A 16,152-nucleotide genomic window follows, 5' to 3' on the forward strand; every position below is an offset into this window, starting at 1 on the left:
GCCTCGATGATCGGCGCCTGATCGATGGCTTGCTCGAAGAGCCCCCGCACCCGCGCCAGGCGCTCGTTGGAGTGCTCGGAGAGCTTGCCGCTGGCCGCCAGCACGTGCTCGATGTGCTCCAGGTGGCCGGCGATCTGCTCGGCGAACTGGCCCTTGAGCAGCGAAGGCAGTGCCTCGACGGCCGCCTCGCGGTCCAGCTTGAGGATGAAGAACTGCTCGCGCATCAGCCGCTTGAAGTCTGCCACGGTGAGCTGAGGTTCCAGCTCGGCATGGGTGGCTCGCAGGCGCTTGAAGTTACGCTCGTCGGTGGAGGGTGCCCCACCCAGCACGAAGATCAGCGCGCGAATCACCGCCTCGTGGCTGCCGCCTTCGGCGATGTGCTCGCTCAGCTCGGCCTGGCGGCGCTGGATGAAGCGGCGGTGCTCCGGCTCTGACCCCGGGCGGCGGCGATGCACGTGGGCGTCACCGCCCAGGCCCACCAGCGACTGCAGCAGCGGCTGGCCGAAGGTATCCAGGAACAGCCGCTCGGTGGCCCCGTCGCGCAGGTCACGCCAGGCGTTGAGGCTGCCGGTGACCTGGCTGGAGGTGATCGATTCCAGTACCCGGAAGAGGTTCTCGTCGTCCACCGGGTGACGCTCGGCACGGATCTTCTCGGCCATGACCGGGATCGCGTGCATCAGCGGGTTGCGGTCGGAGAAGAGGCGATAGCCCAGGCGGTTGGGGTGCATGCGACGCATCCACTTGGCCGATTCGGGCGTGGTCATGGCCTGCACCCAGGGCTGCACGAAGAGCCGATAGAGCCCCAGGTTGATCTCGGAAAGCCGCGCCACGGTGGCGAAGCGGGTATCGTCCTCGGGGCTGTGCTGCACTACCTGGTCGAGCTCTTCGATGCTGCGCGAAGTGAACTCCAGCAGGTAGTCTCGCTCGATCAGCTCGGCGTCTTGGCGCTGGGCGGCGTCGGACACGGTGGTCTCGTAGAGCCCCGGCGGCAAGACGTCGATATAGTCCATGTTGGCGGTGAACTCGGCGTGCTCCTTGCGGGAGACGCTGCCCGACACGAAGATGCCCAGATGGCCGGTGGTGTCATGGACGCAGTAGACGATGGTCTGCTCGCTGGCCACGATATCATCCACGTCTTCATAGAGGTCGCGCACCCAGCCCAGCGCCTGGGGCGGCGGGGTGATGTCATCGCCCTTCGAGCAGAACACCACCACCGGCGAGCGCAGATTGCGCAGGTCGATGCGCCGGCCGTCGGAGGTGACCAGCTGGGCGGTGGAGAGACGATTGCCGACGAACAGGTTGTCGACGATGTACTGGATCTCGTTGCCGCCGAGCACCACGTGGCCGCCCCACCAGCGCTCGAACTCCAGGTAGCGGCTGGCCTCGGTGTCGATGTTGGCGAAGAGCCGATACTGCTTGGTCCAGAAGGTGTTGGCCGGATTGAGATTCTCGAAGTTCTGCACCAGCCAGGCGCCGTCGAACTGGCCATCGCCCAGATCGCTGAGCAGGGAGGTCATCCAGCTGCCGCCGGTCATGCCGCCGGCGTAGCGCATGGGCGCCCCGCCGCGCTCACCGGCCCAGTAGGAGAGCGGCGCGCCGGCGATCAGGATGGGCCCGAACAGGTCGGGCTCCAGCGACGCGGCCATCATGACCTGCCAGCCGGCCTGACAGTTGCCCACTACCATGGGCTTCTCGACGCCGAGCTCGCCGTGGAGGTCGTTGACATGACGCACGAAGGCGATTTCCGCCTCCACTACGTCCTCCACGGTCTGGCCCGGCTCCGGGTAGGGCAGAAAGCCGATGAAATAGCAGGGGTGGCCGGCACGCAGCGCCACGCCGAGCTCGCTGTCGGGCTTGAAGCCGCCGATCCCCGGGCCGTGACCGGCGCGGGGGTCGACCACCACGAAGGGGCGCATCTGCGGGTCGGTGGGGTATCCCGCGGGAGGCAGGATCCGCAACAGCTCGTAGTTGACCGGCCGCGACAGGTCGCGGCCGTCCATCAGCACCTCGGCCTCGAAACCCAGCACGCTGGGCTTGGTCTGTTCGATGTGTTCGAGGTACTGGTTACCACGTACGCGCATCACGTCCATGAAGAGCACGCTGCGCTCGAAGACATCCAACCAGTAGCGGCCAGCCGCGCGTCCGAACCCGAAGGGGTCGAGTAGCGTCACCGTGGCGGCCGGGGGAGTCGGCATCGGAAGATTCATCGCGAGCTCCTGGCATTGCGGTTAGAGGAATTGGACATCGGGCCACGGAGAATCCGCAGCTTTTGCTGCATCGCAATATAACGTAGTTTCGACGTTACAGCGAGGGAAAACTCTACACCAAAGGGCGCTATCCTGGGTCAAGCCCGGTCAGCAACGCTGCGGCACACTTCGCCCCCAGCAGCTCCTGCAGGCCGCGCCGACCGCGGCGCCGGGCCTCCTCGGGGGTACGCCCCCAGGCGGTGAGGCGCGCCTCTCCCCCGGTCTCGGGGGCGCGATCCAGGCGCAGGCCGGGCCCTCCGCTGATCCCGGCCGTCGCACCGGGAACGCAGCGCCACTGCAGGGCATGGCCGCGCGGCGCCAGGGCGGCCTGGCGCTCACGCAGTCGGTCGCCGGCCGCCAGGCGCAGCTGGACCACCGCCGGGTCCAGGCCGGTGAGGGCCTCGTCAAGCGCCTCCCGGCCGGTCAGACCGGGGCGCATGCCGCAGAACCCCAGGCGATTCTCCTGCAGCGCAAAGCGCAGGGTGACCAGCCCTGTGAGCCCGAGGCCGGACAGCCCCTGAACGGCGAGCTGGCCGAGATAGGCGCGCTGCTCAGGTGTCAGCCAGGTCACCGGGGCTCGCACCAGGGCACTGCCGAGAGACTCCCGCACCGCCAGCCAGCACACCCGGCCCAGGCGGTCGCCGAGCACCGCGAGCTCGACCCGCCGGCCGGGCACGCCCGCCTCGGCCAGCGGGACCCCCGCCTCTCGCAGCAGGGTCTGGGCCGCCACGCCATCTTGCATGGCGTCGATCAGCGCCAGGCGAGGCCCCACGAAGGGGAGTCCGCCGGCCCGGCAGGCCCTGGCCAGGGCGAGCTGACGGCCGGTGTCGGTCTCGCCGGGATGCAGCGCCGCGCAGCCGGCCGCGAGGGCGCGCGCTACCAGCGCCTCGGCGGGCTCATCGGGGGTGGTGGCGCCCAGGCACGCCAGGCCCAGTTCGGCGGCGGCCTGTCTCACCCGCAGGCCGGCAAGCCCGACGGCGGCCAGGGCGATCCGGGGCAGCGGCGCCCCCGGGTCGGGAAGGCTGAAAATGCTCACGTGGCGGTGGCCTCCTTGGCAATGGCCCCGGCGGGGCCGGCAGTGCTAGCATGAATTTCTGACCGACAAGAGGCCGGCGACGCCCATCCGGCAAGCGATCATGACCACTCCCAAGCTGCTCAACAAGCTGACGTTCCGCCAGCTGCAGGTGTTCCAGGCGGTCCACGACCAGCACTCCTACTCCCGAGCGGCGGAGCAGCTGGGGCTGACCCAGCCCGCGGTCAGCGCCCAGATCCGCCAGCTGGAGCAGGCCCTCGGCCAGCCGCTGTTCAAGTATGCCGGCAAGACCCTTCACGTGCTGCCGGCGGCGGATGCCCTGGCGGCATCGGTACGCGCCATTTTCGGCCAGGTCTCGCGGCTGCAGATGGCCCTCTCGGACATCTCGGGCACCATCCACGGCGAGCTCAACCTGGCGGCGGTCTCCACCGCCCAGTACGTGGTGCCGCATATGCTGGCGCGCTTCCGCGCCCACTTTCCCAACGTTCAGGTACGCCTCAAGGTGTGCAACCGCAGCCAGGCCCTGGAGCGCCTGGCAGAGTACCGCGACGACCTGGTGATCATGGCCCGGGTGCCCGAGGATCGCGACCTGGTGATCATGCCGATCCTCGACAACGAGATGATCCCCCTGGTGTGGCCCGGCCACCCGCTGCTGCAGGCGGCCACGCCGACCCTGGAGGATTTCGCCCGCCACTATGTGCTGATGCGCGAGCCAGGCTCCGGTGTACGCAGTGCCTTCGAGGAGTTGGCCACCGAGCAGGACGTGACCCTGGCCCACCGCATCGAGCTGGGCACCAACGAGGCCGTCAAGCAGGGCGTGATGGCTCAGCTGGGGGTGGCCGTGCTGCCCCGCCTGGCGGTGCGCCTGGAGCTGGCGGCGGGGTTGCTCGAGACGCTCACCCTGCCCGACTTTCCGCTGCGCCACTCCTGGTGCACCGTCTACCCCCGCGAGCGCTTTCCCACCCCTGTCACCGAGCTGTTCCTGCGTTTCTTGCGCGAGCACCTGGCGGAGTTCCACGCCCACTTCCAGGCGCCTCCCCGTCCGCTGCCCAACCACGGCGTGGTGTGTCTGCCGCTACCGAGCTGAGCCAGGTCATCGCGGGAGCGATCGCCGCCCACCCGGCGGTGCCCAGGCTCCGCGACTATGGTAGATTGTCGGGCCGATACCCAGTAACCAGCAGCACGGCCCAGCGGCCCGGGACCCTTGCCGGCAACGATGCCGGCGAAGAGCGTCCCCGGCCCCCGGGGCGAGCCGAGCGAAGGGGCTCACACCCATGAGCGACAGCACCTCGAAACATGTCCCCAGCGGCGAGAAGTTCCGCACCGAACACGGCTTCGCCGCCATCAAGGACGGCATCAAGCAGCGCCGCGAGCCGGCCGACAAGGCCGCTGACCCGGGCCGCAAGCCCAAGTGGCTGCGCGCCCAGATTCCCGGCGGCGAGCGCTTCGAGGCCGTCAAGCGCAACGTCAGCGAACATCGCCTGAGCACCGTGTGCGCCGAATCCCACTGCCCCAACATGGGCGAGTGCTGGAGCAACGGTACCGCCACCATCATGCTGATGGGCTCGGTGTGTACCCGCGCCTGCCGCTTCTGCGCCGTGGATACCGGCAACCCCGGGGGCTGGCTCGACGCCGAGGAGCCGGCCAACACCGCGAAATCGGTGGAGCTGATGGGCCTGCGCTACGTGGTGCTCACCTCGGTGGACCGCGACGACCTCGACGACGGCGGCGCCGCCCACTACGCGGCCTGCATCCGCGCCATCAAGACCCACACCCCCGAGGTGGTCGTGGAGGCGCTGACGCCGGACTTCGACGGCGCCCATGCCGCCATCGAGCAGGTGGTCGACTCCGGCCTCGAGGTGTTCGCCCAGAACGTCGAGACCGTGGAGCGCCTGACCCGGAAAGTGCGCGACCCCCGCGCCGGCTACCGCAAGACCCTGGACGTGCTGGCCCATGCCAAGCGCCACCGCCCCCAGGTGCTGACCAAGACCAGCCTGATGCTGGGCCTGGGCGAGAGCGACGAGGAAATACTCGCCACCTTCGACGACCTGCGCGAGATCGGCGTGGATATCGTCACCCTGGGCCAGTACCTGCGCCCCACCCGCAACCACCTGCAAGTGGAGCGCTGGGTCTCCCCCGAGGAGTTCGAGCGCTATCGCCGGATCGGCCTGGAGAGGGGCTTCATGGAAGTGGCCGCCGGGCCGCTGGTGCGCTCCAGCTACCGCGCCGACCGGGTGTTCGAGAAGAACAACCTGGGCCTGGCCGCGCCGGCCGCGGTGCCGGGCCAGGCGACCGATCCCGACCGCATCGACGCCATCAACGTCGGCTGACCAGTTCCCTGCCCAGCTCGAGCGCCAGGCATTCTGCCAGGCGCTCACCCACCTCCGCCACACCAGGCGCGTCGACGCCCGGACACCGATCGACCAGATCCGCCAGGCGCGTCATCGCCATGCCGGCATAGCCACAGGGATTGATGCGCAGGAAGGGGGAAAGATCGCCATCGACGTTCAGCGCCACGCCGTGAAAACTGCCGCCGCGGCGGATGCGCAGCCCCAGCGAGGCGATCTTGGCCTCACCGACACCCGTCTCCACATAGACGCCCGGCGCATCGGGGCGTGCCCGCGCCTCGACGCCGTGCTCCGCCAGCAGCGCGATCACGGCATTCTCCAGCCCGCTCACCAGGTGCCGCACGCCCAGGCGTGAGCGGCGCACGTCGATCAGTGGATAGAGCACCACCTGGCCGGGCCCGTGATAGGTCACCTGGCCGCCGCGGTCGGTCTGCACCACCGGGATATCGCCGGGCATCAGCAGGTGCTCCGGCCGGCCGGCCTGCCCCTGGGTAAACACCGGCTCATGCTCCACCAGCCAGAACTGATCCGGCGTGTCGGCGTCGCGGCTGTCGGTGAGGTCGCGCATCGCCTGCCACACGGGCGCGTAAGGCCGGCGGCCGAGACGATGCAGCTCGATGGGCGGCAGCGCCTGCGGTTGGCTGGGCGACTGAGAGGGGCTTGTTGCCATCACACCACCATATGCACGCGGCCGGTCGCCTTGAGCTCGTCGAACAGGGCCCGGAGCTGGGCCTCGCCGGTGGCGCGGATGGTCAGGCGCACCGACTGGTAGCGCCCGTTGCGACTGTCCACCACCCGCAGGTCGGTGGCGTCGAAGTGCGGGTCATGGCGAGTGACAATCTGACAGACCATGGCGGCGAAATCTTCGGCGGCATCGCCGACCACCTTGAGGGAGTAGGGGCAGGGGAAGGTGATCTTGGGCGGCTTGCCGGCGGCCGGCCGGCTGGGCTGGCGCAGATCGCGCAGGGACTTGTCGTTCATGGGGATTCCAGCGGGTTGCGGATATGGACCCATTTTACGCAACCCGCCGGACGGAGACCACCGACGACCTAGCCGAACCAGCCGCCGACCAGGTTGGAGAAGAAGCGGCGGACCTGATCGACCAGCTTCTTGACGAAGCCGCCCTCCTCCACCGACTCCAGGGCCACTAAGGGGTGTTCGCCCACCACCTCCTCGCCGAGGCGCACCGCCAGGGTACCGACGCGCTGGCCGGCCTCGACGGGCGCGGCCAGGTCGTTCTGGATATCCAGGCGGGCCGTCAGCTCCTCGTTGCGGGCCCGCGGCACCGTCATCATCACGTCGCCGTCGACGCCCACCGGCACCTGGTTGCTCTCGCCGCCCCACACTCGGGGGGTGCTGAGCACCGAGCCGGCGTCATAGAGCTTGACGGTCTCGAAGTAGCGGAAACCGTAGCTCAGCAGTTTCTGGGTCTCCTGGGCGCGGGACTCCTCGGAGCTGGTGCCCATCACCACGGAAATCAGGCGCATGTCCTCGCGCTTGGCGGAGGCCACCAGGCCATAGCCCGCCTCGGTGGTCCAGCCGGTCTTCAGGCCGTCCACGGTGGGGTCGCGCCACAGCAGCCGGTTGCGGTTGGGCTGGCGGATATCATTGAAGGTGAAGTACTTCTCGGCGTAGATCGCGTAGTGCTCGGGGTAGTCGTTGATGATGTACTGGGAGAGCAGCGCCATGTCGCGGGCCGAGGAGTACTGCTCCGGATGTGGCAGGCCGGTGGCGTTGGCGAAGCCGGTGTTGTGCAGACCCAGGCGGGTGGCGTGCTGGTTCATCAGATCGGCAAAGGGCGCCTCACCGCCCGCCAGGTGCTCGGCCACGGCCACGCTGGCATCGTTACCGGAGGCGATGATGATGCCGTAGAGCAGGTCGCGGATGGAGACCTGGGTGTCCACCTCGATGAACATCTTGGAGCCCCCGGTGCGCCAGGCGTTCTCGCTGACACGCACCATGTCGTTCATGGTGATATTGCCGCGGTCCAGCTCGCGCTCTACCAGGTAGGCGGTCATCAGCTTGGTCAGGCTCGCCGGCGGCAGCCGCTCGTCGGCGTTGTGCTCCACCAGCACCCGGCCGCTGTCGGCATCCATCAGGAACCAGGACTTGGCGGCCAGCTGGGGCGAGGAGGGAATCATGATCTGCGGCTGGGGCTGGGGCACCGGCACGCTCTGGGCCGAGGCCAGGGTCGATACCATCAGCAGGCAGGCCAGTATCGCCGGGATCAGCCGCAGGCGGCGAAGGAATAACAACTCACTCATGGGGGCAGGTCTCATGGAACGCTCAGGGGGAAAGGAATGGGGCGCCGATCAGTCGGCGCCGTTGACGACAAAGCTCTGTTCGAAGCCGGCCCGGCGCAGCTCGCCGCGCACCGGCTCCACCTGGTCGGCGCTGGCCAGCGGACCGACCTGGACCCGATGCACGCCGGTCGATACCGACACGCGCACCGGGCGGGAGAGTTCGGCCTGGAGCCGGGCCTGCAGCGCCTGGGCGCTCTCGGCGGAGCCCAGGGCGGCAATCTGTAAGAAGATGGGGCGGCCATCGGCGGGGCTGCCGTCAGCCGGGCGGCGTTCCGCGGGGCGGCCATCTGTCGGGCGGCGTTCCGCGGGGCGGCCGGCACTGGCGCTGCTGGCCGTCGAGGCGGGGGCCTCGGCCCTCGGCCGGGCGGACGCGCTCGAGACCGCGGTCGCCACCTGGCGGGCCGGCGGCGTCACCGCGTCGCCGGCGGCACCGTTGCGCGTGTTATCGGTGCGAGAGGCGCCGCCGTTCTCGGCCAGCCACTGCTCCACGTCGATGGCCTCCACCTTCACCCGGCCGGTACCGCGATCCAGGATGTCCAGGCGCGCCGCGGCGGCGTAGGAGAGGTCGATCTCGCGATCGTTGTGGAAGGGGCCACGGTCGTTGACCCGCACGATCGCCGAGCGGCCATTATCCTGGTTGGTGACCCGCACGTAGCTGGGCAGCGGCAGCGAGCGGTGGGCGGCGCTCATCTTGTACATGTCGTAGATTTCGCCATTGGAGGTGGCGTAGCCGTGGAACTTCTCGCCGTACCAGGACGCCGTGCCCTGGCGGGCATAGCCGCGGGCATCGGGCAGCACCCGATAGGTCTTGCCCCACACCTCGTAGGTGGGACGGTTGCCGCCCCGGGAAGGCGACTCGACCCGCGGCACCGCATCGGGGATGCGGCTGACGTCGGGGGGATCCATCGGATAGGCGTCGCCGGACATGGCGTAGCGCCCCCCCTCGCCGGTGGGCGCCGCCGAGGAGGCAGCCCGCGTCTCGCCGGACTCCGACGACGGGGCCTGACCGCCGCCACCGGCGCAGCCTGCCAGCATCACCGCCGCCGCCAGCCACCACAGCCGCGCGCTCATGGGCCCTCCTCCCCGTTGGCATGGACGGCATCCAGCCAGTGGGCATCCAGCGCTCGGGCCGCGGCGATGGCCTCGGCCAGCTCGGTGACCGCCATGGCATACAGATGGCTGTGGTTGTAGCGGGTGATCACGTAGAAGTTGTGGTCGCCCAGCACATAGCGCCAGTGGTCCTCGCCGTCCTCCAGGGAGACCGGCAGCAGCGGCCGGTCGGTGTCGAGCTCGCCGGCCACCGTGATGCCGGCCTCGGCCACGGCACTCGCCGCGACGGCCGGCGGGCGCGCCGCGCGGTTGAAGTCGATGCCGGACGGCGGCGTCGCGGGCCCCTCGGCGTCGTGATAGATCGGCTCGCCGGCGCGCCAGCCGTGCTCGGCAAAGTAGTTGCCCACGCTGCCGATGGCGTCCACCGGATTGGTCCAGAGGTCGCGGAGGCCGTCGTCGTCGAAGTCCACGGCGTAGGCGCGATAGCTGGTGGGAATGAACTGCGGATAGCCCATGGCGCCGGCGTAGGAGCCCGTGAGCTCGCCGGGTTCGACCCCCTGCTCGTGGGTGATTTCCAGGAAGGCGGCCAGCTCGCCGCGGAAGAAGCCGCCGCGGGTCGGGTGGTGAAAGGCCAGGGTGGCCAGCGAGTCGATGACCCGGTGACGACCGGTGAAGCGCCCGTAGCTGGTCTCGACGCCGATGATGGCGGCGATCACCTCCGCGGGCACGCCATACACCGCCTCGGCCCGCTCGAAGGCATCCCGGTGCACCTCGAGGAAGGTGACGCCGCGGTGGATGCGTTCGGGCTGAAGGAAGATCGCGCGGTACTCGTCCCAGCGCAGACGACGCTCGGCGGCACCGGCCATGGCATCCAGCACCCCCTGCTGGAAGTCGGCGGAGGCCATGGCGGCCTCCAGCCAGTCGCGCTCGATGCCCTCGCCGGCCAGCTCCTCGACCAGCTGGCGCGTCTCGGCGTGGCTGCGCGGGTCGAAGTCCGCCGCCAGGGGGCTCATCGATACGCCCAGGGCAGCCATCGCGACCAGCGCCCTCACGCCATGGTTTCGAATCCGTAACATGCAGATCTCTCCCTGATTCGGCAACCGGATGCCCGCGGCGGCCCTAGCGCGGTAGCAAGCGGCGGTGCGCGTGAATGGCCATGAGAATACCGAAACCCGCCATCAAGGTCACGCTGGAGGTGCCGCCGTAGCTGACCAGCGGCAGCGGCACGCCAACCACCGGCAGGATGCCGCTGACCATGCCCACGTTGACGAAGACGTAGATGAAGAAGGTGAGGATGATGCTGCCCGCCACCAGGCGCCCGAAGGTGTCCTGGGCGCCGGCGGCGAGCCACAGGCCACGGCTGATGATCAGCAGGTAGAGCAGCAGGATCGCCACGATGCCGACAAGGCCGAACTCCTCGCCGAGCACGGCGACGATGAAGTCGGTATGCCGTTCGGGCAGGAACTCCAGCTGGGACTGGGTGCCCTGCAGCCAGCCCTTGCCGAACACCCCGCCGCTGCCGATGGCGGTGGTGGACTGGATGATGTTCCAGCCCGACCCCAGGGGGTCGCTGTTGGGATCGAGAAAGGTCAGCACCCGTTGGCGCTGGTAGTTGTGCAGGGTCATCCACAGCAGCGGCAGCGCGGCGGCGGCGATCACCGCCAGGGCGGCGATGAAGCGCCAGGAGAGTCCCGCCAGCAGCACCACGAACACCGCCGCCGAGGTCACCAGCAGCGAGGTGCCGAGGTCGGGCTGCTTGGCGATCAGCACGACCGGCAGCCCGATCAGCAAGGCGCACACCGCGATGTCGCGCAGCCGCGGCGGGAGCTCCTGGCGACTCAGGTAGGCGGCCGCCATCAGCGGCACGGCCAATTTCATCATCTCGGAGGGCTGGAAGCGGATGACGCCGGGGATCACCAGCCAGCGCTGGGCGCCCATGCCGACGTCACCGAACAGCTCCACCGCCACCAGCAGCAGCACGCCGAGCACGTAGACCGGCAGCGCCCAGCGAAGCAGGGTCACCGGCGACAGCTGGGCCAGGGCAAACATCACCACCAGTGCCACCCCGAAGCGGATGCCTTGGGCGATGACCGCCTCGATGCGCTGCCCGCTGGCGCTGTAGAGCACCACCAGACCCGCCGCCATCAGCGCCAGCAGCATGCCGAGCAGCCAGGGGTCCAGGTGGAGGCGCTCCCAGAGGCCGCGGCGCCGGGAGATCCCGCTGGCCGGAGCGCGGACCGGGTAGGGGCGTAGCAACCGTGACAGGTCGATCATGCCCATGGTTCAGTTCCCCGCGACTCGGCCATCGTCTTCCTCCATTGCTTCGCGCAGCTCCTCCACATCGGGTTCACGATCCCTGAGCAGCCAGGCATCGGTCATGGCCCGGGCGAGGTGGGCGGCGTGGGTACTGCCGCCGCCGGCGTTCTCGACGATCACCGATACCGCGATCTGCGGGTCCTCGGTGGGCGCGAAGGCCATGAACAGCGCGTGGTCGCGCAGACGCTCGGCCAGCTCCGCGGCGTTGTAGCGCTGGTCCTGGCCCAGCGAGAAGACCTGGGCGGTGCCGGACTTGCCGGCCATGCCATACTCGAGCCCCACCCCGGTGCGCCGCGCCGTGCCTTCGTGGCCGGTCATCACCTTTTCCATGCCGGAGAAGATCCGGTCCCACCAGGCGTCGTTGGGGATCACGATGTCCGCCGGGGTCTGGGGCACCCGTTGGGGCACCGGCGCGTCACCGATGTGGCTGGCCAGGCGTGGCTTGACCCACTGGCCGCGGTTGGCCAGCACCGCGGTGGCGGTGGCCAGCTGCAGTGGCGTGACCTGCCAGTAGCCCTGGCCGATGCCCACCGAGAGGGTCTCGCCCGGGTACCAGGGCTGGTTGAAGCGACCGCGTTTCCAGTCCCGCGAGGGCATCAGGGCCGTACTCTCGCCGAAGACGTCGTGCCCCACCCGCTGCCCGAAACCGAAGGCGCTCATGTTCTTGTGGAGCCGGTCGATACCCAGTTCGTGGGCCAGGGAGTAGTAGTAGGTGTTGTTGGAGACGGCGATGGAGCGCTCCATGTCGACCCGGCCATGCCCCCAGCGCAGCCAGTTGCGGTAGCGCCGAGTGTCGTTGGGCAGCTGATAGAAGCCGGGGTCGTTGATGGTCCGATCCGGGGTGATCACCCCTTCTGCCAGGCCGGCGAAGGCCAGGAAGGGCTTGATGGTGGAGCCCGGCGGATAGTGGCCGCGAATCGCGCGGTTGTAGAGCGGCAGGTCGAGGTTCTCCTGCAGCGCGCGGTAGGAGGCCACGTCGATGCCGGTGACGAACTGGTTGCTGTCGAACCCCGGGGCCGAGACCATCGCGAGTATCTCGCCGGTCTGCGGCGCGATGGCCACGATGGCGCCCCGGCGGCCGTCGAGCAGTTCATAGGCCAACCGCTGCATCTTCTTGTCGAGAGTCAGGGTCAGGTGCTGGCCCGGCACCGGATCGGTGCGCCCCAGCTCGCGCAGGACCCGCCCGCGGGCGTTGGTCTCCACCTTGCGCAGTCCCGCCTGGCCGTGCAGCTCTTCTTCGTAGAAGCGCTCGGCGCCGGTCTTGCCGATGAAGTGGGTGCCGGCGTAGCGGCCGGTGTCCAGGGTCACCATCTCCTCGGCGTTGATGCGTCCCACATAGCCCAGGGCGTGGGCCATCACCTCGGCATCCGGGTAATAGCGCAGCAGCTGGGCCTCCACCTCGACGCCGGGCAGCAGATGCCGGTTCACTGACACCCGGGCGATCTGATTCTCATCGAGGTCGCTCATCAACAGCGCCGGCTGGAAGGGGCGCTGGCGCTGACGGGAGCGCAGCCGGAACGCCTCGGCCTCCTCGTCGGGCAGCTCGAGCAGGTCGACCAGCAGCGCCAGGGTAGCGTCCAGGTCATCAACCCGCTCGCGCACCAGGGTGAGGTTGTAGGTCGGCCGGTTCTCGGCCAGCAGCACGCCGTTACGGTCATAGATAAGCCCCCGGGTGGGCGGCAGCGGCTCGACCCTCACGCGGTTATTCTCGGAGCGGGTGCTGTAGACCTCGTGCTGGACCACCTGAAGGTAGGCCAGCCGCCCCATCAGCAGGCCGGTCATGGCGAACACCAGCACCACGGCCAGCAGCGCACGCACCCGGAAGATGCGCAGCTCCTGCTGGGGGCTCTTGAGGTTGTCGCGATTCTTGCGCATCGCACTCTCGGCCAGGCGGCGGCTCGGTCAGCGGTGGTAGGGGTGGCCCACCATCAGGGTCCAGGCGCGGTAGAGCTGCTCGGCGAGCAGGATCCGCACCAGCGGGTGAGGCAGGGTCAGCGGCGACAGCGACCAGCGCTGGTCGGCGGCGACGGAGAGCCCCGGCTCGAGGCCGTCGGGGCCACCCACCAGCAGCGCCACATCGCACCCCGCGAGGCGCCAGGCATCGGCCTGTTCGGCGAGCTGCTCGGTGCTCCACGGCTTGCCGCCCACCTCCAGGGCCACGACATGCTCGTCACCGCGCAGCCGGGCGCGAATCCGCTCGGCCTCCTGGGCCATGGCGCGGGGAATGTCGGCATTCTTGCCGCGCTGGCCGGGGGCGATCTCCTCGATCTCGAGGGCGAAGTCCCGCGGCAGGCGCTTGCGGTACTCCTCGACGCCCGCATTGACCCAGGCGGGCATGCGGGTGCCTACCGCCAGCAGGCGGACCCTCATCTGCCGGAGGCCTCGCCCTCGCTGCGCTCGGTGTCGCTGGGCAGGTCGGCCCACAGACGCTCGAGGTCATAGAGCTGGCGGGTTTCCGGCAGCATCACGTGCACGACCACGTCACCCAGGTCGACCAGCACCCAGTCGGAGTCGCTGCCGCCCTCCACGCCCAACGGCTGGAGGTCGGCTTCCTTGGCCTTCTGGACCACGCTATTGGCGAGGGCCGACACGTGGCGGGTGGAGGTACCGCTGGCGATGACCATCAGGTCGGTCACGCTGGTCAGGTGCGAGACATCCAGCAGGGCGATGTCCTTGGCCTTGAGATCCTCCAGCGCGTCAATCGCCAGAGTCTTGAGTGCGTCAGTTTGCATAGGGTCTTCTGTCTGAATGTCGTTGATCGACCATTGTACCGGGTTGACCGCCCGCTGGCAGCGCCCGTTCCCGGGTTGTGAGGACCGATGGCTAGTGCCGATAGAGGCCGTGCTCGAGCAGATGGCGTTCCACCGCTTCGGGGAGCAGGTAGCGAACGCTCTTGCCGCCGGCCAGGCGGCGGCGCACCTCGGTGGCCGAGATCGCCATGCGCGAGGGCAGCGCCAGGCGCAGCAGGCCGCCGGCGGGACGTGCCATCAGCGCCTCGGGGTTATCCACCTCGCGGCCTGCGATCAGCGCGACGAGAGCCGCCGGCAGCGGCGCCTCGAAGTCGGGCCGGTCGATCACCACCAGGTGAGCCAGGGCAAACAGCCGCTCGGGCTCGTGCCAGTCGGCCAGGCGCAGGAAGGCGTCGTGGCCCAGCGCCATCACCAGGCGTGCCTCGGGGCCAACCTCCTCACGCAGCGAGGCCAGGGTATCGGCGCTGTAGGAGGGGCCTTCACGGCGCAGTTCCCGGGGATCGGCCACCAGGCCGGGGGTGTCGCCGATGCCGAGGCGCAGCAGGGCCAGGCGCTGCTCCGGGGAGACTCGCGGCTCGCCACGCAACGGCGGCACGCTGGCCGGAATCAGGTGGATCCGATCCAGTTCGAGCGCCTCGCGAAGCTCCACGGCGCTGCGCAGGTGGCCGAGGTGCACCGGGTCGAAGGTGCCGCCGAGCATGGCGAGGCGATGCGGCCGGGGCGGGTCGACCTCCCCCGCCGGCAGCGTCAGGTGCGTGCCCTCGCTCACTGACGGATCTGGCCGTCGCCCAGCACCACGTACTTGCGGGTGGTCAGCCCCTCGAGGCCGACCGGCCCGCGGGCGTGGAGCTTGTCGGTGGAGATGCCGATCTCGGCGCCCAGTCCATACTCGAAGCCGTCGGCGAAGCGGGTGGAGGCGTTGACCATCACCGAGCTGGAGTCCACCTCGGCCATGAAGCGCCGCGCCAGGCCGTAGTCGTCGGTGACGATGGCGTCGGTGTGGTGGGAGCCGTGGCGCTCGATATGCTCGATGGCGGCCTCGATGCCGTCCACCACGCGCACCGCCAGCACCGGCGCCAGGTACTCGGCGCCCCAGTCCTCCTCGCTGGCCGCGACGGCCTCGGGCAGGATCGCCCGGGTACGCTCACAGCCGCGCAGCTCGACGCCGTGCTCGGCATAGGCGGCGGCCAGGCGAGGCAGCAGGGTCGCGGCCACCGGCGCATCCACCAGCAGGGTCTCCATGGTGTTGCAGGTGCCGTAGCGGTGCGTCTTGGCGTTGACGGCGATGGCCAAGGCCTTGTCGAGATCCGCGGTGGCGTCCACGTAGACGTGGCAGACGCCGTCCAGGTGCTTGATCACCGGCACCCGGGCCTCGCGGGAGATTCGCTCGATCAGCGACTTGCCGCCGCGGGGAATGATCACGTCGACGAACTCGGGCATGGCGATCAGACGGCCCACGGCGGCGCGGTCGGTGGTGGCCACCACCTGCACCGCCGCCTCGGGAAGCCCGGCGTCGGCCAGGCCGTCGCGGATACAGGCGGCGATGGCGGCGTTGGAGCCACTCGCCTCGCTGCCGCCGCGCAGGATCGCCGCGTTGCCGGACTTGAGGCACAGGCTGGCGGCCTCCACGGTGACGTTGGGCCGCGACTCGTAGATGATACCGATCACGCCCAGCGGCACGCGCATCTGCCCCACCTGGATGCCGCTCGGCCGAAAGCGCAGCCCGTCGATCTCGCCGACCGGGTCGGGCAGTGCCGCCACCTGATGCAGCCCCTCGATCATGGCATCGATGCGCGCCGGGGTGAGTTCCAGGCGGTCGAGCAGGGCAGCGTCGAGCCCCCCGGCCCGGCCGCGGGCCATGTCCTCGGCGTTGGCCGCGGCGATCGCCTCGCGGCGTGCCTCCAGGCGTGCCGCAATGGCCAGCAGGGCAGCGTTCTTGGCACCGCTGGTGGCACGACGCATGGCCGCAGCGGCCTGGCGGGCCGCCTGACCGAGGCCGGTCATGTAGGCCTCGACGTCCCGGATCGCCTCGTCGGTGGAGATGACTTGTGCTGACATGCCGAAAGGGGTCTCCTGTGGGCGTGGCCAGAGGGACCGGCCACCGCG

At 69.6% G+C, this 16,152-nt stretch carries 14 protein-coding genes and 1 pseudogene; 2 read left to right on the forward strand and 13 right to left on the reverse strand.

What is annotated here, in order from left to right:
- Positions 1-26 precede the first annotated feature (26 nt).
- Both ACM26W_RS12115 and ACM26W_RS12120 read right to left on the reverse strand, forming a co-directional pair.
- A pseudogene (locus ACM26W_RS12115) lies at positions 27-2,207 on the reverse strand (DUF3141 domain-containing protein); the annotation flags it as partial.
- A gap of 127 nt (positions 2,208-2,334) precedes the next feature.
- Positions 2,335-3,282, reverse strand: coding sequence for a hypothetical protein (locus tag ACM26W_RS12120; protein WP_416137248.1), 948 nt, complete (start codon positions 3,280-3,282; stop codon positions 2,335-2,337).
- 100 nt (positions 3,283-3,382) lie between these two features.
- Here ACM26W_RS12120 and ACM26W_RS12125 point away from each other — a divergent pair, with 100 nt between their 5' ends.
- A complete protein-coding gene (locus ACM26W_RS12125; protein WP_416137249.1) occupies positions 3,383-4,366 on the forward strand; it encodes a LysR family transcriptional regulator in 984 nt (327 codons plus the stop codon).
- Between the two features lie 187 nt (positions 4,367-4,553).
- Positions 4,554-5,609 carry a lipoyl synthase gene (gene lipA, locus ACM26W_RS12130; RefSeq protein ID WP_416137250.1) on the forward strand — a complete coding sequence of 352 codons (1,056 nt, stop codon included), beginning with the start codon at positions 4,554-4,556 and terminating at the stop codon, positions 5,607-5,609.
- Here lipA and lipB read toward each other — a convergent pair.
- The 11 genes from lipB to ACM26W_RS12185 all read right to left on the reverse strand — a co-directional run bounded on the left by lipB (position 5,596) and on the right by ACM26W_RS12185 (position 16,104).
- Positions 5,596-6,297 (reverse strand): lipoyl(octanoyl) transferase LipB, encoded by a 702-nt coding sequence (gene lipB / locus ACM26W_RS12135; protein ID WP_416137251.1) that lies wholly within the window; start codon positions 6,295-6,297, stop codon positions 5,596-5,598. The two genes, lipA and lipB, sit on opposite strands and share 14 nt — an antisense overlap.
- Positions 6,297-6,608, reverse strand: coding sequence for a YbeD family protein (locus tag ACM26W_RS12140; RefSeq protein ID WP_416137252.1), 312 nt, complete (start codon positions 6,606-6,608; stop codon positions 6,297-6,299). Before ACM26W_RS12140 ends, lipB begins: the two co-directional genes overlap by 1 nt.
- A gap of 68 nt (positions 6,609-6,676) precedes the next feature.
- Positions 6,677-7,828 carry a D-alanyl-D-alanine carboxypeptidase family protein gene (locus tag ACM26W_RS12145; RefSeq protein ID WP_416140877.1) on the reverse strand — a complete coding sequence of 384 codons (1,152 nt, stop codon included), beginning with the start codon at positions 7,826-7,828 and terminating at the stop codon, positions 6,677-6,679.
- Between the two features lie 111 nt (positions 7,829-7,939).
- Positions 7,940-9,001 (reverse strand): septal ring lytic transglycosylase RlpA family protein, encoded by a 1,062-nt coding sequence (locus ACM26W_RS12150; protein WP_416137253.1) that lies wholly within the window; start codon positions 8,999-9,001, stop codon positions 7,940-7,942.
- Positions 8,998-10,056 carry a lytic murein transglycosylase B gene (gene mltB / locus ACM26W_RS12155; RefSeq protein ID WP_416137254.1) on the reverse strand — a complete coding sequence of 353 codons (1,059 nt, stop codon included), beginning with the start codon at positions 10,054-10,056 and terminating at the stop codon, positions 8,998-9,000. Before mltB ends, ACM26W_RS12150 begins: the two co-directional genes overlap by 4 nt.
- A gap of 43 nt (positions 10,057-10,099) precedes the next feature.
- Positions 10,100-11,260 (reverse strand): rod shape-determining protein RodA, encoded by a 1,161-nt coding sequence (gene rodA / locus ACM26W_RS12160; protein ID WP_416137255.1) that lies wholly within the window; start codon positions 11,258-11,260, stop codon positions 10,100-10,102.
- A 3-nt stretch (positions 11,261-11,263) separates the two neighbouring features.
- Positions 11,264-13,171, reverse strand: coding sequence for a penicillin-binding protein 2 (gene mrdA / locus ACM26W_RS12165; RefSeq protein WP_416137256.1), 1,908 nt, complete (start codon positions 13,169-13,171; stop codon positions 11,264-11,266).
- Between the two features lie 27 nt (positions 13,172-13,198).
- Complete coding sequence (gene rlmH, locus ACM26W_RS12170; RefSeq protein ID WP_416137257.1) at positions 13,199-13,666, reverse strand: 23S rRNA (pseudouridine(1915)-N(3))-methyltransferase RlmH; 468 nt, start codon at positions 13,664-13,666, stop codon at positions 13,199-13,201.
- Positions 13,663-14,028, reverse strand: a complete 366-nt coding sequence (rsfS, locus tag ACM26W_RS12175) for a ribosome silencing factor (protein WP_416137258.1) — start codon at positions 14,026-14,028, stop codon at positions 13,663-13,665. Before rsfS ends, rlmH begins: the two co-directional genes overlap by 4 nt.
- Before the next feature lie 91 nt (positions 14,029-14,119).
- The gene (nadD, locus tag ACM26W_RS12180) at positions 14,120-14,746 is read right to left on the reverse strand and encodes a nicotinate-nucleotide adenylyltransferase (RefSeq protein ID WP_416140878.1); all 627 of its coding nucleotides are present in this window, start codon (positions 14,744-14,746) and stop codon (positions 14,120-14,122) included.
- Positions 14,747-14,811: 65 nt separating this feature from the next.
- The gene (locus ACM26W_RS12185) at positions 14,812-16,104 is read right to left on the reverse strand and encodes a glutamate-5-semialdehyde dehydrogenase (protein WP_416137259.1); all 1,293 of its coding nucleotides are present in this window, start codon (positions 16,102-16,104) and stop codon (positions 14,812-14,814) included.
- Positions 16,105-16,152: the final 48 nt, after the last annotated feature.

It is taken from the genome of Halomonas sp. HK25, from assembly GCF_047795635.1.
Taxonomy (GTDB): Bacteria; Pseudomonadota; Gammaproteobacteria; order Pseudomonadales; family Halomonadaceae; genus Halomonas.